The following is a 17,476-nucleotide window of genomic DNA, read 5'->3' on the forward strand; positions in this document are numbered from 1 at the left end:
CAAAATGAACCCGAACCGTCGTTCGATCGATGAAAACTGCTGGCTCCGATCCGTCGACCAGAGTGGTCGTCGCACTCTCACTCGCGGTGCTCGTCACGTTCGTCGCCGCGATCGGGCTACTCTCGCCGGGGATTTCGGATTCCACGCCGACCGGCTGGGGAGCGACCGACGCGTCGAACGACGACGAGGTAGTGTCGCTCGAACGGGACGCCGCGACCGACCTAGAAGAACCGAGCGACGGATCAGTCGATTCGGTCGAGACGCGTGATCGAGTCGACGACTCGATAGACCTCGAAGACGGGACGACCGTCGACGGCTCGCTGGTGCTGGGGACCGTCACCGACGACGTCACCATAAGCGACGACGCCCGCGTGCGTGGCGATCTGGTGATCGACCGACTCGACGACGGAAGCCTGACGGTCGAAGACGACGGGCGAATCGACGGTTCGATACGCATCGACCGGCTCGAAGACGGCGACGTGACGCTGAGCGACACGGCTCACGTCGACGGCGACGTGGTTCTGGGAGACGTCGCTGAAGACGCAGCGGTGACGGTCGAAGACGACGCCGCTATCGGTGGCGACGTCGTCGTCGAAGAACTCGGTCCGGACGGCGAACTCGAAATCGATGACGACGCCTCCATCGCCGGCGACCTGCACGTTCTTGCGCTCGACGCAGACGCCGAACTCGACGTCGATGAGGACGCCGTCGGGGGTGCTATCGTCCTCGGTTGAGTCCGTTCGGGCGACGGGAATCGTCCGAATCACCGAGATGGGAGCCGGATTTTCGACCCGCGCGTCGAGTTCGACGCAGGTCGTCGATGGGCCAGTACAGGACCTGAATGCGGTCGTCCGGCACGCCGTCTGTCAGTGACACGATATCCACGCTGAGAGTGTCCTTCCAGCGTACGTGAGCGTCGATGATCGTAACTAGTTCCTACCGTTCCGTCTAGGATTCCATGAGATACTGATTTGGTCGTGGTCGTGGGCCCTAACTACGCATGAGAGACGATGAGACACTCGTCGATAGGCGAACCGTACTGATCGCAACTGGCGGCGGAATCGTGACCCTGGCCGGGCTCCAGGGAAGCGCTGGCGCGGCCCAGGATACCATCACGGTGACGGCCGTCTGGACGGACGACGAAGAGGAAGATTTCCTCGCGGTCGTCGACCACGTCGAGGAGGAGACCGGCCTCGACATCGAGTACGCGCCGCGAGACACAGAAACGCTGTTGACGGAGACGTTGATGGATTACGAGGCCGGCATCGCGACCTCGGACGTCGTCGTGATGCCGATGGAAGGACGCGTCCGCCGAGACGGAGAGGCGGGACACCTGGAACCGGTTGGCGATCTGTGGGACGAAGAGGAGTACTCCCCCGATCACGAGCAGGTGGCCGTCGGGGACGAAGTGTACGCCGCCCCGTTCGGCGGGGACATCAAACCCGGCTTCTGGTACCGCCCGTCGTTCTTCGACGAGCACGGGTTAGAAGAGCCCGACGATTACGACGGGTTCCTCGATCTGCTCGCGGAAATCGACGAGATTGATGGGGTCGAGGCGCCGCTGGCCTCGGGTAACGGCGACGGCTGGCCGCTCAGCGACGTCACCGAGGCATTCATCCTCCGACAGGAAGACGGCGCCCAACTCCAGGTTGACTTAATCGACGGCGAAGCGGACTTCACCGACGAACGCGTCGTCACCGCCTTCGAAGAGATCCAGGAGCTCCTCCAGGAAGGGTACTTCAGCGAAGTCCGAGACTTCGGGATCCAGTACGAGTTCTTCTGGGAGAACGAAACGCCGCTATATTTCATGGGGTCGTGGACGCCAGCGTTCGGCGCCATCGAGGACCCCGACGACCTGGATTACTTCCGGCTCCCCGGCGCGAACGCGATGGTGACGAGCATCAACTGGTTCACCATCCCCGCGTACGTCGACGATCCCGACGCGGCCCGAGAAGCCGTCGAAGCGATCGTCTCCCCCGAGGGACAGGAGGCATGGACGGAGCGCGGCGGCTTCATTCCCACCGCGCTGGACGTGCCCGACGACGCCTTCGAACTCGACATCATGGCACAGATATCGGAAGAGGCGGACGAGGTCGAACTCGTCCCCGACCTGGACGACGCGCTTGGCGATCCGTTCCAGGCGGAGTTCTGGTCGCAGCTGCTCGGGCTCTGGGCGGAACCGGACCAGGACGTCGAACCGATAGTGGAGGCGCTCGACGACGTGCTCCAGGACACCGTTCAGAACGACGAAGTGGAAGACTCGTGAGCGGATTCGACGGCGACGAAAGCGGTACTAGCACAGGCGGGAGCGACGGCGTCGTTCGCTCGATCGTCGTCGTCGGCCAGGAGATCCGACGCAGCAGCGCGAACGCCGTCGCCGTCGACGTCCTGTACGTGTTCACCACGGCCTTTTTCGCGACGCTCGCGGTCCGTGGAACCTGGCCCGCGCTCATCGCCGGGCTTCCGCTCGTCGTGATGCTGGCGTTCGCCTGGATGTCGTCCAGGTTGTTCCTGCTGACGAACCTGATCGGGGTCGGCCTCGCCGTGGTCCTGACGAGACTGGGCTACATCCCGCTGTGAGCGGTCGGCGAGCGAGCGGTCGGCTCCACCCATTTTTCGGCGCGGTCCGAGCCAGAAACGTCAGTCCAAACGAACACGTCAGTCCGCCACGGCGGCGACCATCCCGCGCTTGTAGTAGCGCTGGAGTACCAAGAACAGGATTACCGGAACGGCCATCGTGATGATCGAACCGGCCGCGATGAGTCCCCACTCGACTTGCACCCGACCGCGCATCAACGGCAGCGCCTGCGGCGCGAGGTACAGTTCGGGCGAACGCATGAACACCAGCGGGAAGAAAAAGGCGTTCCAGACCCAGGTGAACTGGATGACCGCCACCGAGACGAGCGCCGGCGTCGACAGCGGCAGGATGATCGTCCGGAAGATCTGATAGCGCGACGCGCCGTCGATGCGCGCGGCTTCCTCGATTTCTCTCGGGATGCCGAGCAAGAAGTTACGTAAGAACAGGACGACCCAACCCAACCCCCAACCGATGTGGATCAAGATGAGCCCCATGTACGTATCGAACAGCCCGAACTCGTGGAGCGCGTTGTAATTGCCCATCGCGACGAGTTCCGGCGGCGCGGCCATCACCAGCAAGATGAGAAAGAACAGCGTCGTCTTCAGCGGGAACTCGAACCGGGCGAACGGGTACGCCGCCATCACCCCCAGGAGCATGACGATGAGCACCGACGGGATGGTGACGATGAACGTGTTCCGGATCGCGCGGCTCATCGGAGCGGTCGAGTAGTCCCACGCCCGAGTGTAGTTTTCGAACGTGATCGTCATCCCCTCCAGTTGCCACCAGCCGCCGATGATCTCCGAGAGCGGCCGGATCGAGGCCATAAACAGGCCGACGAACGGGACGATCCAGAGCAGGGCGATCGCGATCGCGACCGCGTACTTCAGAGCGCGTCGCTTCGTGGGGACAGCGTCGACCAGTCTGGTCCGCCACGCGACGTCGGCCTCCGGCGCCCTGTCGGGTATCTCGTGGGGTGCGAGATAGCGTCCGCCGTCGGTGAGCCGTTCCGCGTACGTCTCTTCGCCGCGCGGTTCAACCGCGTCGGGTGCGTCGTTCGGCCCTGGTGGATCGTTCGGGTCGGGTGCGTCGTTCGGTGCCATGGTCAGTTCATTCGAGCGATGTACAGCGCGAGCGGGGCCACGATGATGAGTTGTATTAGCGCCACGACCATCGCCATCCCGTAGTCGATCGACGGGCGGAACGCGGCCCGGTAGACCTCGATTCCGAGCACCGAGTAGGCGTGGTTCGGGCCCCCGGCAGCACCGCCCGCGGCGTAGACGATGTCGAACATCCGCATCACCCAGATGATGCCCATGATGACGACCACGGCGGTCACGGGTTTGACGAGCGGCCAAACGATGTCCCGGAAGCGTCGCCAGGACCCGGCGCCGTCGATCTTCGCCGACTCGATCACCGCGGGGTCGATCGCCGAGAGCGCCGAGCTATATAGCAGCATGCTGAATCCGGTGTGGACCCAGATGCCGCCGACGATCAGCGCGTAGATGGCAACCTGCGGCGACTGCGTCCAGTTTCGCACCCACTGGTCCTGCCCGATGACCCGGAGTAACTCGTTGAAGATCCCGGCCTGTGGATCGTAGATGAAAAGCAAGATCAGGCCGATGACGATCGGCGGAACGGTGAACCCGACGAAGATCATCGAGCGGAGGATGCGCCGACCCTTCAGATCCGCGAACAGCATGGCTAATCCGAGACCCAGCAGGGTACTCGCGGGGACGTGAATGACGACCCAGAGCAGGTTGTGCGTCAGTGCCCCCATCGGATACCGAAACTCGCGCAGGTTCGACCAGTGGACGATGAGGGGGTCTCTGAGCGATCGAACCCAGTTGTCGAGCCCGACGAAGTCCTCTATCGAAAACGTATCCCACGAGTAGAAGCTCCCGATCACCGAGTAGACGATCGGTGCAATGGTGAAGATGGCAAACAGCGTCAGTCCCGGGAGCAAGAAGACCGCGATCGCGACGGCTTTGTCGGTATCGAAATCGGTCGGCAGGCTCAGCCCGGTACCGGCGTCGAAGTCCTCGATCTGATCTCGTAAGCTCATTTCAGTGGGCAACTCAGGCTACCAGCACACCACTCTCGTCGTACAGGTAGGCGTCTTCGTCGGCGAACGTCAGGTAGACCGGATCGTCGCGCTCGAGGTCGGTATCACTCACCTTGGCGTTGACCACCTGATCGTTTACCGAGACGTTGACCAGCACGTACTCGCCGAGCGGTTCGATCGTATCGACCGTGCCGGAAATTACGTTCCCATTCGTCGGTTTCTCGGTCCGTACATCGAGATCTTCCGGACGAACGCCGAGCGACAGCACGTTCGCTCCGGCCGGCTCCCCGTCTGCTTCGACGGGAACCGCTTGCGCGTCTCGATCGTCACCGCCGGCCTCCGACCGACCGCCGGCCTGAACGAGCTCTCGCTGGCGACTCTCCCCACCCGAGAGCGACCGGTGTTCGACGGTTCCCGCTTCGCCGATGTCGATCGATCCGTTTCGTCGCGTTCCCTCGAACAAATTCATCGGTGGCATGCCGATGAATCGTGCGACCCACGCCGTTCTGGGGCGCTCGTACAGTTCTTGTGGTGGAGCCAACTGTCTGATCGTCCCCCGGTCCATGACCGCAACCCGATCGGCCATCCCCATCGCTTCCTCCTGGTTGTGGGTGACGTACACGGTCGTGATGTCGAGTTCGTTCTGGAGGCGTTTCAGCTCGATCCGCATCTCCTGGCGCAGTTTCGCGTCCAGGTTCGACAGCGGTTCGTCGAGCAGGAAGACCGACGGCTCTCGCACGATCGCTCGGGCCAGGGCGACGCGCTGGCGCTGCCCACCGGAGAGTTCCGCCGGCGGTTTGTCGACCTGATCTTCGATGTGTAACAGTTCCGTGGCCTCGGCGACCCGTTCGTCGCGATCGTCGGGCGCCATTCCGCGGACTTTCAGCGGATATTCGATGTTCCCCTTGACCGTCATGTGGGGGTATAACGCGTAGTTCTGAAACACCATCGCGACGTTTCTGGCGCTCGGCGACCAGCCGTCGACGCGCTGGTCATCGAAGTAGATCTCGCCCTCCGAGGGTTGTTCGAGCCCGGCGATCAGTCGTAACGCCGTGGTCTTCCCACATCCGGACGGCCCGAGAAAGACGAGGAACTCGCCGTCCTCGATGTCGAGATTCAGCTTGTAATTCGCGACGGTCTCGCCGCCGTCGTAATACTTGCTGACATCGTTCAACGAGATGTGGGTCATCGATCCCAATGTAACGGTTCTCACCGGCATTAATGCTACCAAATTGTCATTTGGTATGATATATCCGGTTGAACGCTCAGTTTCTAGTGACCGACGGCGATCGAGATGGGACCGGTCGACGGTGTAGACGAAGGCTATTTTTGTCGTTCATCCCGTGAAACGGCCGTTTTCGACACGTTCGACACAGTCACTGACGCCACTTACTGCGAAGTAATCCGACGCCGCCGTTGTCGGTCTCCGATCAACCGTCCGTTACCGGAATGTACAACCGTTCATAGTTGTTCGCTGTAGTACAACCTTATTTGATTGTTCCATCGGCGTTTCGAGTCGGAGGTCGGTGTTAAACAACCCATAGATATTGTATTCTGAGTAACAACGCTTTTCCATTGTGGCTACGATCCACGGACGAACGATGACCGCAGAATCCGCCCCCGGTGGGGATCGGTACGTCGTCCTCGGCGACGTCGTCGACTCCAGATCGATAACAGAGCGAGATCGGTTTCGCGAGACGTTTGCCGAAGCGCGCGAACGAGTCGCCCGCCGGTACGAGTCGGCGTTCGTCGCCGGTCCGTCGGTGTTGAAGGGAATCGACGAGCTGGGCGGCGTCCTCTCGACGCTCGAACCCGTCTACGATATCGTCGTGACGCTACAAACCGCCCTCCATCCGCACGCGATCAGAATCGCCGTCGCGAGCGGCGAGATCTCGGTCGGCCCCGACGGCTCCGTCGCCCAGATGGACGGCGAGGCGTTCCACCGCGCGACGGAACTGTTAGAGGCGATCGAACGTGACGGACTCAGATTCGGACTCGACACCGGTACGCACCCGCTCGATACCGCGATCGCCGGCGAAATCAACCTCCTCGTCCACGTTCGCGAGTCGTGGACCGACCGCCAGCGGGAAGTCGTCACGCGCTACGAACGCGCGCCGACCCAGCGGGCCGTCGCCAGCGAGTTAGAAATCAGCCAACAAGCCGTCTCGAACGTCCTCCAGAGCGCGTCGTGGCCGCTCGTCGAGACGATCGAAGGACGGCTTCGTGAGACGCTGACCGATCACCCGGCCGATCGGGCCGCCGGGGGTGAACAGAGATGATACCGGATGGCCTCCTGCCGGTCGTCGTCCCGAACAACGTCGTCACGGTCCTCGTGGTCCTTGGCGGCTACGGATTGTTGCTCGCGACCAGCGGCTGGGTCGTCAAACGGTCGCTCGCGTGGGCCGACGACGCTTACCCCGGATCGGTCACCGAGACGGATCGAGACATCGGTACGATCGTCGGCAAGACCGAGAACGTGTTGCTACTGACGTTCGTACTCGCGGGGGCGTACGCGGCGCTCGCGATCGTCTTCGCCGCAAAGAGCATCGTCCGGAGCGACGACATGAAGAACAACAGCCTCTTTTATCTCGCCGGGACGCTCGTCAACGTCACGTACTCCGTTGTCGTCGGCATCGCCCTTCGTCTTCTGCTCGGGGGCGGAATCGCCCAGCCGGTGTTCTAACCGGCCGCGATCGAAATCGATAGCCCTCACCGACGGAGTGTCCCGAAGGGACTTACAGCTCTCGCCGTCGCCCCTTGGGAACGAGCGACCTGAGTTCGCCGTAGACGTACAGACCGACGCCGATCGGTTCGGGCGAACCGCCCACCTCGTGAGACGCGATCAGGTAACCCCAGTCGCCGTCCCACTCTAGTTCCTGATCGTCGCCGGCGACGAAGCGCGCGGCGGCGTCCGCGTCGAGGTCGATCACGCACGCCGTCGCGTGGTGTCCGAACCGCTGGACGAAGTCCGTCGTCGGCTTCCAGTGTTCCTGGCGCGTCCGCAGGCACGTCATGCCGATCGCCTCGATCTCGATCGGATCGGGCGCTTCGCCCGCGTAGATCCAGACCTTCCCGGCCCCTTTCTCCCAGAACGTGAACTCGTCGAACGTCTCGGGCGGTATCGCGAACCGATCCTCGAAGTACTCGAGTACCTCCCGCCGGGAGACGCGACCCTCGACCGTCCGGTCATCGGGCGTCTCGGGCAGCCGATCGAACCGTCGTCCCACGTTCGACTCCTCGCCCATCAGTCGGTCACCTCGAGTTTCGCGACGAAGAACCCGCCGGTGTCGTTGTGGTGGGGGTAGATCCGAGCGGTTTCAGCGAGCGACGGATCGTACGTCTCGCCGTTCCACTCGGTCACCCCGGGCGCGTGATCGAGCGGTACATCGAGCGAAACCACCTCGCACGCCTCCTCGGCTACGACGTGATCGACCACCGCCTCGTTCTCCTCCGGCGCGAACGTACACGTCGAGTAGACGATCGTGCCGCCGGGCCGGGTCGCCTGGACGGCCCGCCGGAGGATCCCCTTCTGGATCCCGGCGACCGAGCGAACGTGGCCGAGCGACCACTCGTCGAACGCGTCGGGGTTCTTCCTGATCGTCCCCTCACAGGAACACGGAACGTCGACCAGCGCCCGGTCGAACGCGTCGAAGTCGAACGGCGAAAGCGAGAAGTTCCGCGCGTCGGCGTTCGTCACCGCAAGCGAGGTGGCCCCGAGGCGCTCGGCGTTGAACCGAAGCGCCGAGAGCCGACCGAGGTTGTTGTCGTTCGCCACGACCGTCCCGCGGTCGTCCATCAGCGCGGCGAGCTGGGTGGTCTTGCCCCCAGGCGCGGCGCAACTGTCCCAGATCCGCTCGCCGGGTCGCGGATCGAGGACGATCGCCGGAACGATCGAGACCTCCTCCTGGCCGTGGGTGAACCCGTGAAACGACGCCCACGTCGATCCCGGCGAATCAGTCTCCAGCCGGAGGACGCGGTCGTCCCACTCGGCCTGCTCGAACTCGACGCCCTCCTCGGCGAGGACCGCCATCGCGCGCTCGGGCGTCGCCTTGATCGTGTTGACCCGGACGGTCGATCCGAGCGGGCGCTCGCAGGCGGCGACGAACGCGTCGAAGTCGTCGACGATCGACCGGTACCGCTCGAGTGGCTCCATCTACCGGAGATTCAGCCGGGTCGCGCTTGTGGGTTTCGAAGTCCCGAAACGACGGAGGTCAGGACGGGACGAGCGGAACGGACGGCGGTGGGCGAGAGTCGTTCGAATCGCGGTTGCGACGTCGCCGAGAACCGAGTCGTGGTAAATCGAGAGACGTATGGTGGACGACGAACGGAGGGTGCCCATGGAAACCGCCCTCCCGCTCGCGAACCGGTCGGCCACCGAACTCGCGGCTTCGATCCGTCGCGGCGAGACGACGGCGACGGACGTCGTCGAGGCGCATCTCGACCGAATCGAGGCCGTCGACGAGACGATACACGCCTTCGTCACCATCACCGCCGACGCGGCTCGCGAGGCCGCCGCCGACGCCGACCGGGCCGTAGCGGAGAACGACGATCTCGGGCCGCTCCACGGAGTCCCGGTCGCCCTGAAGGACCTCGGCTCGACGAAAGCGGGCGTCAGAAACACGTGCGGCACGGCGCTGTTCGCAGACAACGTCGCCGACCGGACGTCGGCGATCGTCGAGCGGCTCGAAGCGGCGGGCGCGATCGTGATCGGGACGACCAACGCGCCGGCGTTCGGGCACAAGGGTACGACGACGAACGAACTGATCGGTCCAACCGCCTCGCCCGTCGATCCCGCACTCAACGCCGGCGGCTCCTCCGGGGGCTCGGCCGCCGCGGTCGGCGCCGGTATGGTGCCGATCGCGACCGGCAGCGACGCCGGCGGCTCGCTTCGCATTCCCGCTGCCGGTTGCGGCGTCTACACCATCAAGCCGACGATGGGCGTCGTCCCCGACGACAAGCGACCCTCCACGTTCGGGCGATCGATCCATCACTCGACGAAGGGGCCGCTGGCGCGAACCGTCGCGGACGCCGCGGCGATGCTCGACGTGATGGCCGGCCCGCACCCGGCCGACCCGCACAGCGCCCCGATCGAAACGGAGTACGCGAAGGCACTCGACGACTCGATCGAGGAGTGGCAGATCGCCTACAGCCCCGATCTGGACGTCTTCCCCGTCGAAGAGCGCGTTCGATCGGTCGTCGAAGACGCCCTCTCCGCGTTCGAAGCGGCGGGTGCGACCGTCGAAACGGTCCGGCTCGGTCACGGGTATACGATGGACGAACTCGCAGACGCCGTCGTTCCGACGTTCACCACGGCCCTCTCCGATATGAACAGCAGACTCCGTGAGCGCCAGGGAATCGATCTTCGAGACCACGCCGACGAGGTCGCAGAAAGCCTCCTAGCGATGATCGACGCGGGCGAGACGTTCGACACCGCCGACGTCGCCCGAACCGGAATCGCCAGGACGGCGATGTTCGACGCCGTCCAGGACGTGCTCGTCGGGTCGGCGTACGACCTCCTGGTGACGCCGACGTGTGCGCGGACGGGAATCGCCCTCGACGGTGAGCTCGCGTTCGACGAGTGGGACTTCCCGCTCACCTGGCCGTTCAACTGGACCGATCACCCGGCAGCGTCGATCCCCGCAGGGACGACCGACGAGGGATACCCGGTCGGCCTCCAGCTCGTCGGCCGGCGATTCGACGAGGCGAGGGTTCTGGCCGCGAGCGCCGCGTTCGAACGGCAGCGACCGTGGCCGACCCCGTACGAGGGAGTCTGACGATCGGAGCGGCTCACGACGTGCGTTTGCATACCGAGACCACACCCCTTACGCCGATCGAACCGTGAGAGACTGCTATGACTCTCGATGAGACGATCGACGCGAGCGACTGTCCCACGGCCTCCGGAATGCCGATGCTCGGGCTCGGAACCTGGCAGAACACCGATCCGGCCCAATGTGCGAAAAGCGTACAGACGGCCCTCGAGCTGGGCTATCGACACGTCGACACGGCGCAGGCGTACGGCAACGAAGAAGCGGTCGGCGAGGGAATCGACCGATCATCCGTCGACCGGGAGTCGGTCTTTCTCGCGACGAAGATCTGGACGGAAAACCTCGCACCCGAGGACGTGAAGACGACCGCCCGCGAGAGCCTGGACCGACTGGGCGTCGAATACGTCGATCTCCTGTACGTCCACTGGCCCGCCGGCGCGTACGATCCGAAGACGACGCTTCCCGCGTTCGAGTCGCTCGTCGACGACGACGTCACCAGGCGTATCGGCGTGAGTAACTTCCTCGCCGATCAGCTCGAAGCGGCCGTCGATCGCTGCGACGTTCCGATCTTCGCTAACCAGGTCGAACTCCACCCGCGCTTACAGCAACCAGACCTCCGCGAGACCTGCGAGCGCCTCGACGTCGAGATCGTTGCCTACTCACCGCTGGCGCGCGGCGACGTCTTCGACGAGCCGGTCCTCCAGGAAATTGCCACAGACCGTGGGGTCTCGCCCGCCCAGGTGAGTCTCGCGTGGCTCCGAGATGCCGGCATCACGGCGATACCGAAGGCCACGAGCGAAGATCACATCGCGGACAACTGGGGGTCACTCGACCTCGAACTCGACGACGCGACGATCGACCGAATCGCCGACGTCGATCGCGGCGAACGCGTTGTCGATCCGGATTTCGGCCCCTGGAACCAGTGAGCCGCCGGCTCGCAGCGGATTGGTCGGCTTGACGCGTAATGATGGCGACGGAGAAATACACAGGAAAGTTTACGGTACGTCGGTCGCAGGAAACGGATATGTCTACCCACGCTGGAACGACGAACCGGGCCGGGCTGATCGGCGCGGTGAAGTTCGACCTCGCGAGGCTCCACGGCGCGTGGATGGAGGTATTCTTCCCCCGCCAGCGCGGGCGCGGCCACTCCGTCATGGGCAAGTGGAAGCCGGAGACGTTCCCGCAGGCGCTCGGCTACTACAGCTGGTACGTAGTCGGTGCCCTCGGGCTCTTCTTGCTGTACCCGCTCGCCGTGTTCGGCCTCGCGACCAGGTTCTACGCATCGAAACTCGACTCGACCGCAACCCGCCTCGGCATCGTCGGCGTCACGCTCGTCGCAATCGTCGTCTGGGGACTGCTTTCCGTCCTGGCGTACTTCGAACTCCCCTGGAACTCGTTCCTCGCGATCGCCGCTGCGAGTAGCGTCGCCGTCGTCTCGACCACGCTCGCCGCCGTCTGTTCGAAATACGGCGGGCGCGCCGTCACCGTCCTCTTCGCGTATCCGTTCGCGATGACGGCGCTCTTCTTACCGCCGGTCGTCGCGGCCCTCGTGACGCCGTCGCTCGAACCGCACGTGCTCGAACCCAGTTACGACTTCGCCGCGTGGCTGCTCGACAACGTGCTCTTCGTCGGGGGCGTCAACGAATTCCTGAGAGAGAGTTTCGATCTCGAGGGTGGGGCCTACGCCGCGATGTGGTTCGGCTTCGCCGTCTCTACCGGCTGGCTGTTCGGCCTGCTCGTCTCGCTCGCGAACCTCGTGCGCCCGTCGCCCGACGACGGAGACGAGTAGTAGAAACCGAACGATTTCGTCAATCGAACCGGCCACCATCACAGACGGTGCACGATTCACCGATACGCCGTCAGTTGCAGGCTGAAGACCGACCGACTTCCAGGACGTGAGGAGTGTGGATCAGTCCTCGAGTTGCGCCTTCGTCCGCCGGTGACGGTCCCGGAAGACGAGTTCGAAAAACGGGTGTGCGATACCCGAGAGCCCGAGCGCACCCACCGCCGGTAGTTCGTAGTCCACGCGATCCGTGATTCGCGTCCCGCCGTCGACGGCCGTAAACCGGTGGGTGTGGATCCAGCGGTCGAACGGCCCCTCGACCATCTCGTCTCGAAACCACGCCGCATCCGTCCCGACCGCTCGATCCGTGATCAGCGCCGTCCACGAGCCCGCGGGAACGAATCCGAACGGGCTGAGCGATAGTTCGAGTCGCGAACCGACGCCGAGGTCGTCGGCCGAACCGCCAGCGGGAGCGACGACTCTGTCGACTTCGAGACCCATCCAGTTCGGCGTCACCGCCGTGAGCCCGTCGATCCCGGCGTGGAAGGCCCACACTCGATCGAAGGGAGCGTCGACCACGGTCTGGCGCTGATAGACGACCATAGAACGTCGACACCGTCGAGCGCGAAATAACGCCACCGCCGAATCGATGACCGGAGCGTTACCCGCCGAGCGCGTCGATGACGGTATCAGCTGCCACTTGCCCGCTTTCGAGGGCTCCCTGGATCGACGACCATCGCGTAAAATCCCCCGCGAGATAGATCGGTCCCGCAGGCGCATCGGGATCCGGTAACGCGACGTGAGTCCCGGGCGGCTGTGCGAACTGCGCGAATTCGATCCGGTCTGTGTGGATCGCCGTGAGCGCCTCGAAATCCTCGCCGGGATACCACGAGGCGAGCGTTCGTCGGGTGTGTGAGGTGAGCGCCTCGTCGTCGGCGGGGACGTCCCCGAGGTACGTCGCTGCGAGTAACTGCCGGCCAGCCGGCGCGTATTCGGGCGCGACCGACGTCACGGGTGCGATCTGATTCGGCCCGTCGTCGGTCGCGTTGAGAAGCAGCCGGCCGCCCGTTTCGAGGTCGATTGCCGCCGGGAGCGAGTAGTACTGCGTCACGCAACCCCGCCCGGTCGTCGGGATCGACGCAACGCCGGTAAGCGCGCGAGCCGTCGGCGGATCCGTCGCAACGATCGCCGCGTCAGCCGCGATCGACGTTCCTCCGAACTCGACCGTTACCCCGCCGCTGTCGTCGGCCCTGGACGCCTCGACGGACTGTACGAGCGTGTCGGTCGAAATCGTCGCTCCAGCCGCCCGTGCCGACTCGGCGAGTTGGGTCGGGATGGCGACCATACCCCTGGCGGGGACGGCGATGTCGCCGTCGAGGACCATCTTCGCCGTGTACTCGAACACGGATGCGGCGGTCGAGAGGGAGCGATCCAGCGTGATACCACCGTAGAACGGGCGGAAGAACGCGTCGATGAACGACCGGGAGAAGCCTCGATCGACCAGGTAGGTCTCGACGGACTGGTCCGGGCCGGGAAATATCTCCCGGGGCGAAGTGCCACGTAGGTGTCGCCACAGGTGGATCGTCCGGAGAAAGTCCGCAGGCGAGACGGCTGGGTTTCGAACGGACGCGACCACCCCCGCCGGATCACGTCGCGGATCGGATAGGATCGAACGGTGGCCCGGACGGGCGATCACGGCACCGGGCGTAAACGTCCGCAGATCGAGGGCGTCGTACTCAAGTGCGGACCGGGCAGCGGGATACCCGGTAAAGAACACCTGAAATCCGCGATCCAGGGTGAATCCATCGACGATTCGAGTGCGAACGCGGCCGCCGACAGACTCTCGCCGCTCTAGCACCTCGACCGAGAACCCGGCGGTCGCTAGCTGCCTGGCGGCGGACAGTCCCGCGAGGCCGGCTCCGACGATCACGACCGATGGCACAGTGTAGCCACCACCCCATCACGTAAAATGGACCCAGTGGTCCGAACGGAGAAACCGGAACCGTTCGGTCTTACATGTAGCCCAGATCGCGAAGGCGCTCCATCAGGTCCTCTTTGTCCTGGGCGCGACCGGCGCGCTCGGTGGTGTGATCTAAGTCCTGCAGCCAGGCGGGTTCGTCGTCCGCCTTCTCGGTGCTCACCTCACTGCCGAGCGAACGGAAGCCGGCGAAGTACTTCGGCGAGACCGGGATGTCGTCCTGTGAGAGACCGTTCGGCAAGTCCTCTACACCCTGCGGGACGTAGCCGTCGTCGGGGAACGCCGCGACGGTGTCGGGGACGACGTAGTGCCAGAAGGCGTCCCAGACGGCCGCCTCGTCGAACTGGATGATCGGGTGAACGCGATCGTGGGGCGGGTAGATCTCGGGGTCGTGACGCGGCGAGAAGAACGTCTCGTCCGCGCGCGCTTCCTGTTCGTCCCAGCGGACCCCGGAGATGACGCCGTCGACGTCGTAGGTCTCCAGCGCGTCGTTCAGCGCGACGGTCTTCAGGAGGTGGTTGCCGGCGTACGTGTCGAGCAGGAACGGGAAGGTATCCTCGTCGTACTCCAGGATGTTCTCGACGTGGTGCTGGTTGTGCGCCGAAAGTTCGGATATCGGGACGTCGTCGCCGGGCTGGAGGTCGTTCGCCTCGACGTACTCGCCGATGTCGTCGTTACGCGCGTAGATGACTTCGAGCCCCCACTCGTCGGCCCAGCGGTCGACGAAGTCGTGGATCTCCTGGAAGTGCTGGAAGTGATCGATGAAGATCGCGGGCGGGACCGGAAGGTCGTACCGCTCTGCGACCTGCGTCACGAAGTACAACACGAGCGTCGAGTCCTTGCCGCCGGTCCACATCACCGCCGGGTTCTCGTAGGTCTCGAGCGCCGTCTTCGTCACGTCCGCCGCCTTCTCGATCTTCGCCTCGAGCGAGGGGTACGACTCGGGCGTCTCGTCCGTTCCATCCTCGTAGTCGACGTCGACTGCGACTGGTGTGTTCGTCGTCATTGTGTAATTAGATGTAATTAAGCGGGGTAAAACCCCCGGTTGTCGGCACAACGTTCCAGGCGTACTCCCACCGGCGACGGAAAAAGGTCTGCTGGCGCGGTGCACGCGCTGAGAGCGGGCGAAAGGGCCGATTGGCGAGTGGGCCACGAGCGGTAACGGCGGGAGACGGCCGAAACAGTCGATTCACCGCCGACGCGAGCGAGATCCGATTCGAGTACGACTCCTGTCGGACGAACCGAACGTCCGACGCAAAGTACTTGCCGGTGTGAACGAACGTCTGGGTATGCTAGATCCGCTCGTCGTCGCACCGATCGTGATCGGGATCGTCCTCCTGTTCGCCGGTGCCACGCTCTCGCGATACGGGATCGCCCTCATGGGTGCACTCGTCGGCGCCGGTGGCGGCTACCTCGCCGCGCCGACCGTCGCCTCGACCGCCGGGATCGGAACGCTCGCCGCCTCGGCCGCGGGCATCGCCCTCGGCATCGTCGTCGGCGTAATCGCCGCCCACCTGTTGCTCTCGTTCGCCGTCGGCATGATCGGGTTCGGCGTCGGAACGTACGTCGGACTGACCGTCCTGGCACCGATCCTCGTCGACGGCGCCTGGTACGTCGAAGCCGGCGTCGGCGTCGCGATCGGCATCGCCGTCGCCGTGGCCGGAACGATCATGACCCATTACACGATGATCGCGCTGACGTCGTTCCTCGGCGCGGCGCTTTCGAGCCGGTCGCTCACGTTCGAACACTTCGAGCAGGCCCAGGAGGCGACCAGCCTCGACCCGATCCTGTTCGACGCGGGCGAGCCGCTGTTTCTCGGCCTGCTCGCGGTCGGGATCGGCCTCCAGGTCGGCCTCCTGAAACTCGGCTACGCGACCTGGTTCGTCCGACGCCTCCCCGGCGCCGGGATGGGCCGAGACCGGAGCGAAGCCCCCGCCGAGGGGTAGAACGCGACGAGCGTCTGACCGTTTTCTACCGACTCTCCGAGTACTCGGTCCAGGCGAGGCTACGGGTCTGCCAACTCGCCGCCGAGATAGACGGCGTCGATCGAGGACCGCAAGAGCGAAACGTCCGCGAGTGGATCGCCGTTGACGGCCACGAAGTCCGCCCGGTCGCCGGCCGAGAGCGTCCCGACGTCGTCGTCCGGCACCGTCGCCGCGGCACCGCCGGTCGCCGCGTAGAGCGCATCTTCCGGGTCCATCCCGACGTCTTCGACGAAAATCTCGAGTTCCATCGCGTTCTCGCCGTGGGGGACGAGGTCCGGGCCGAGGAAGTCGGTCCCCGCGGCGATCGAGATTCCCTCCTCGTAGGCCCAGCGGATCGACTCCAGGTGGGCATCTCGCACGCGCGCTGCCTTTTCGAGACCCCAGTCGGGGAGGCCGTGATCGGCGCCGTGTTCACAGATTCGATCGACGATCGACAGCGTCGGAACGAGGACGGCGTCGGTTTCCTTCAGGAGGGAGACGGCCTCTTCGTCGAGGTAGATGCCGTGTTCGATCGTATCGACGCCGTTTCTGAGCGCGTTCTTGATCCCCGAGGCGCCCTGCGCGTGGGCGGCGACCGGCATGTCGACGCGGTGGGCCTCCTCGGTGAACGCAGAGATTTCGTCGTCCGTGAACTGACTCTGGTGTGGTTCGTCCTTCTCCGAGAGGACGCCGCCGGTGGTAGAGAGCTTGATGAGGTCCGCGCCCTGACGAATCCGCCGCCGCGCGCCTTTTCGACACTCGGTCGGTCCGTCGACGACGGACGGATCGTCGTCCGTATCGAGCCAGCGCTTCGGGAGGTAGTGGCGATCACCGTGGCCGGCCGTCTGCGAGAACGCCCGCCCGCTCGTGTAGATGCGCGGCCCGGGGATCTCCCCCTCGGCGATCGCGTCACGCAACCCGAGCGCGACGTCGCTTCCGACGTCGCGAACGGTCGTAAAGCCGGCGTCGAGCAGGGCCCGACAGTCCATCGACGCGCGGGCGGCTTTGAGCGCCGGCCGGTTCGACTCGGTCACCGACACGAACGGTTCCATCGAACGCATTCCCCACAGGTGGAGGTGGGCGTCGATCAACCCGGGAAGGACCGTCTCGTCGGAGTGGTCGATCCGCGCGGCGCCGTCCGGTTCCGCGACGTCCTCCGCCGGTCCGACCTCGTTCACGCGTCCGTCCTCGACGACGATGCGCGCCTCTCGGAGAAGCTCGCTTCCGGTGCCATCGTAGAGCGATCCGCAGTCGACGTAGTACATAGTATGTGTACCCGTATCAACCACCATACTCCTTTGGACAGGCGCAACCCGAGGTGACTCGTCGGGACGTCGAGACGACGT

The 17,476-nt window shown here is 64.7% G+C and carries 18 protein-coding genes; 9 read left to right on the forward strand and 9 right to left on the reverse strand.

Going from position 1 to position 17,476, the window contains the following annotated elements:
* Nucleotides 1-29 precede the first annotated feature (29 nt).
* From NKH31_RS00815 to NKH31_RS00825, 3 genes are all read left to right on the forward strand, one after another.
* A complete protein-coding gene (locus tag NKH31_RS00815) occupies nucleotides 30-734 on the forward strand; it encodes a bactofilin family protein (RefSeq protein WP_254863236.1) in 705 nt (234 codons plus the stop codon).
* Nucleotides 735-1,000: 266 nt separating this feature from the next.
* Nucleotides 1,001-2,266, forward strand: a complete 1,266-nt coding sequence (locus NKH31_RS00820) for an ABC transporter substrate-binding protein (protein WP_254863237.1) — start codon at nucleotides 1,001-1,003, stop codon at nucleotides 2,264-2,266.
* Nucleotides 2,263-2,580, forward strand: coding sequence for a hypothetical protein (locus NKH31_RS00825; protein ID WP_254863238.1), 318 nt, complete (start codon nucleotides 2,263-2,265; stop codon nucleotides 2,578-2,580). Before NKH31_RS00820 ends, NKH31_RS00825 begins: the two co-directional genes overlap by 4 nt.
* 78 nt (nucleotides 2,581-2,658) lie before the next feature.
* On the opposite strand, the gene NKH31_RS00830 is transcribed toward NKH31_RS00825, so the two are convergent.
* Genes NKH31_RS00830 through NKH31_RS00840 form a run of 3 tightly spaced genes read right to left on the reverse strand, consistent with a single transcriptional unit; the run spans nucleotide 2,659 to nucleotide 5,829 of the window.
* Nucleotides 2,659-3,678, reverse strand: coding sequence for a carbohydrate ABC transporter permease (locus NKH31_RS00830; protein ID WP_254863239.1), 1,020 nt, complete (start codon nucleotides 3,676-3,678; stop codon nucleotides 2,659-2,661).
* Between the two features lie 2 nt (nucleotides 3,679-3,680).
* The gene (locus NKH31_RS00835; protein ID WP_254863240.1) at nucleotides 3,681-4,640 is read right to left on the reverse strand and encodes a carbohydrate ABC transporter permease; all 960 of its coding nucleotides are present in this window, start codon (nucleotides 4,638-4,640) and stop codon (nucleotides 3,681-3,683) included.
* Nucleotides 4,641-4,653: 13 nt separating this feature from the next.
* Entirely contained in the window at nucleotides 4,654-5,829 is a 1,176-nt protein-coding gene (locus tag NKH31_RS00840; RefSeq protein ID WP_254863241.1) for an ABC transporter ATP-binding protein, read from the reverse strand.
* A gap of 412 nt (nucleotides 5,830-6,241) precedes the next feature.
* Here NKH31_RS00840 and NKH31_RS00845 point away from each other — a divergent pair, with 412 nt between their 5' ends.
* A complete protein-coding gene (locus tag NKH31_RS00845; protein WP_254863242.1) occupies nucleotides 6,242-6,919 on the forward strand; it encodes a SatD family protein in 678 nt (225 codons plus the stop codon).
* Entirely contained in the window at nucleotides 6,916-7,323 is a 408-nt protein-coding gene (locus tag NKH31_RS00850) for a hypothetical protein (RefSeq protein WP_254863243.1), read from the forward strand. The genes NKH31_RS00845 and NKH31_RS00850 overlap by 4 nt, the downstream gene beginning before the upstream one ends.
* Nucleotides 7,324-7,375: 52 nt before the next feature.
* Here NKH31_RS00850 and NKH31_RS00855 read toward each other — a convergent pair whose 3' ends face one another.
* Both NKH31_RS00855 and NKH31_RS00860 read right to left on the reverse strand, forming a co-directional pair.
* On the reverse strand, nucleotides 7,376-7,885 hold the full coding sequence (locus tag NKH31_RS00855) for a DUF7122 family protein (protein ID WP_254863244.1): 510 nt from the start codon (nucleotides 7,883-7,885) through the stop codon (nucleotides 7,376-7,378).
* Nucleotides 7,885-8,793: an RsmB/NOP family class I SAM-dependent RNA methyltransferase gene (locus tag NKH31_RS00860; RefSeq protein WP_254863245.1), complete on the reverse strand. Its 909-nt coding sequence runs from the start codon at nucleotides 8,791-8,793 to the stop codon at nucleotides 7,885-7,887. Before NKH31_RS00860 ends, NKH31_RS00855 begins: the two co-directional genes overlap by 1 nt.
* A gap of 184 nt (nucleotides 8,794-8,977) precedes the next feature.
* On the opposite strand from NKH31_RS00860, the gene NKH31_RS00865 reads away from it, so the two are divergent.
* The 3 genes from NKH31_RS00865 (at nucleotide 8,978) to NKH31_RS00875 (ending at nucleotide 12,194) form a co-directional block, all read left to right on the forward strand.
* A complete protein-coding gene (locus tag NKH31_RS00865; RefSeq protein ID WP_254863246.1) occupies nucleotides 8,978-10,414 on the forward strand; it encodes an amidase in 1,437 nt (478 codons plus the stop codon).
* 77 nt (nucleotides 10,415-10,491) lie between these two features.
* A complete protein-coding gene (locus NKH31_RS00870) occupies nucleotides 10,492-11,331 on the forward strand; it encodes an aldo/keto reductase (protein WP_254863247.1) in 840 nt (279 codons plus the stop codon).
* A gap of 98 nt (nucleotides 11,332-11,429) precedes the next feature.
* Nucleotides 11,430-12,194 carry a hypothetical protein gene (locus tag NKH31_RS00875; protein WP_254863248.1) on the forward strand — a complete coding sequence of 255 codons (765 nt, stop codon included), beginning with the start codon at nucleotides 11,430-11,432 and terminating at the stop codon, nucleotides 12,192-12,194.
* A 120-nt stretch (nucleotides 12,195-12,314) separates the two neighbouring features.
* Here NKH31_RS00875 and NKH31_RS00880 read toward each other — a convergent pair whose 3' ends face one another.
* The 3 genes from NKH31_RS00880 to NKH31_RS00890 all read right to left on the reverse strand — a co-directional run bounded on the left by NKH31_RS00880 (nucleotide 12,315) and on the right by NKH31_RS00890 (nucleotide 15,172).
* Nucleotides 12,315-12,791 (reverse strand): SRPBCC family protein, encoded by a 477-nt coding sequence (locus NKH31_RS00880; RefSeq protein ID WP_254863249.1) that lies wholly within the window; start codon nucleotides 12,789-12,791, stop codon nucleotides 12,315-12,317.
* A gap of 58 nt (nucleotides 12,792-12,849) precedes the next feature.
* On the reverse strand, nucleotides 12,850-14,130 hold the full coding sequence (locus NKH31_RS00885) for an NAD(P)/FAD-dependent oxidoreductase (protein ID WP_254863250.1): 1,281 nt from the start codon (nucleotides 14,128-14,130) through the stop codon (nucleotides 12,850-12,852).
* Between the two features lie 70 nt (nucleotides 14,131-14,200).
* Nucleotides 14,201-15,172, reverse strand: a complete 972-nt coding sequence (locus NKH31_RS00890) for a phosphoadenosine phosphosulfate reductase family protein (protein WP_254863251.1) — start codon at nucleotides 15,170-15,172, stop codon at nucleotides 14,201-14,203.
* A gap of 283 nt (nucleotides 15,173-15,455) precedes the next feature.
* Here NKH31_RS00890 and NKH31_RS00895 point away from each other — a divergent pair, with 283 nt between their 5' ends.
* The gene (locus NKH31_RS00895) at nucleotides 15,456-16,112 is read left to right on the forward strand and encodes a phosphate ABC transporter permease (protein WP_254863252.1); all 657 of its coding nucleotides are present in this window, start codon (nucleotides 15,456-15,458) and stop codon (nucleotides 16,110-16,112) included.
* A gap of 59 nt (nucleotides 16,113-16,171) precedes the next feature.
* Here NKH31_RS00895 and NKH31_RS00900 read toward each other — a convergent pair whose 3' ends face one another.
* Complete coding sequence (locus NKH31_RS00900; protein ID WP_254863253.1) at nucleotides 16,172-17,395, reverse strand: metal-dependent hydrolase family protein; 1,224 nt, start codon at nucleotides 17,393-17,395, stop codon at nucleotides 16,172-16,174.
* Nucleotides 17,396-17,476 lie beyond the last annotated feature (81 nt).

Source organism: Halovivax gelatinilyticus (assembly GCF_024300625.1).
GTDB lineage: Archaea > Halobacteriota > Halobacteria > Halobacteriales > Natrialbaceae > Halovivax > Halovivax gelatinilyticus.

Excerpts from the sequence above, each read along its gene's own strand:
- NKH31_RS00820 (WP_254863237.1), top strand. The coding sequence starts at position 1,001 with ATGAGAGACGATGAGACACTCGTCGATAGGCGAACCGTACTGATCGCA.
- NKH31_RS00855 (WP_254863244.1), bottom strand. The coding sequence starts at position 7,885 with ATGGGCGAGGAGTCGAACGTGGGACGACGGTTCGATCGGCTGCCCGAG.
- NKH31_RS00875 (WP_254863248.1), top strand. The coding sequence starts at position 11,430 with ATGTCTACCCACGCTGGAACGACGAACCGGGCCGGGCTGATCGGCGCG.
- NKH31_RS00900 (WP_254863253.1), bottom strand. The coding sequence starts at position 17,395 with ATGTACTACGTCGACTGCGGATCGCTCTACGATGGCACCGGAAGCGAG.
- NKH31_RS00880 (WP_254863249.1), bottom strand. The coding sequence starts at position 12,791 with ATGGTCGTCTATCAGCGCCAGACCGTGGTCGACGCTCCCTTCGATCGA.
- NKH31_RS00835 (WP_254863240.1), bottom strand. The coding sequence starts at position 4,640 with ATGAGCTTACGAGATCAGATCGAGGACTTCGACGCCGGTACCGGGCTG.
- NKH31_RS00850 (WP_254863243.1), top strand. The coding sequence starts at position 6,916 with ATGATACCGGATGGCCTCCTGCCGGTCGTCGTCCCGAACAACGTCGTC.
- NKH31_RS00830 (WP_254863239.1), bottom strand. The coding sequence starts at position 3,678 with ATGGCACCGAACGACGCACCCGACCCGAACGATCCACCAGGGCCGAAC.
- NKH31_RS00890 (WP_254863251.1), bottom strand. The coding sequence starts at position 15,172 with ATGACGACGAACACACCAGTCGCAGTCGACGTCGACTACGAGGATGGA.
- NKH31_RS00865 (WP_254863246.1), top strand. The coding sequence starts at position 8,978 with ATGGAAACCGCCCTCCCGCTCGCGAACCGGTCGGCCACCGAACTCGCG.
- NKH31_RS00870 (WP_254863247.1), top strand. The coding sequence starts at position 10,492 with ATGACTCTCGATGAGACGATCGACGCGAGCGACTGTCCCACGGCCTCC.
- NKH31_RS00815 (WP_254863236.1), top strand. The coding sequence starts at position 30 with ATGAAAACTGCTGGCTCCGATCCGTCGACCAGAGTGGTCGTCGCACTC.
- NKH31_RS00860 (WP_254863245.1), bottom strand. The coding sequence starts at position 8,793 with ATGGAGCCACTCGAGCGGTACCGGTCGATCGTCGACGACTTCGACGCG.
- NKH31_RS00895 (WP_254863252.1), top strand. The coding sequence starts at position 15,456 with ATGCTAGATCCGCTCGTCGTCGCACCGATCGTGATCGGGATCGTCCTC.
- NKH31_RS00845 (WP_254863242.1), top strand. The coding sequence starts at position 6,242 with ATGACCGCAGAATCCGCCCCCGGTGGGGATCGGTACGTCGTCCTCGGC.
- NKH31_RS00840 (WP_254863241.1), bottom strand. The coding sequence starts at position 5,829 with ATGACCCACATCTCGTTGAACGATGTCAGCAAGTATTACGACGGCGGC.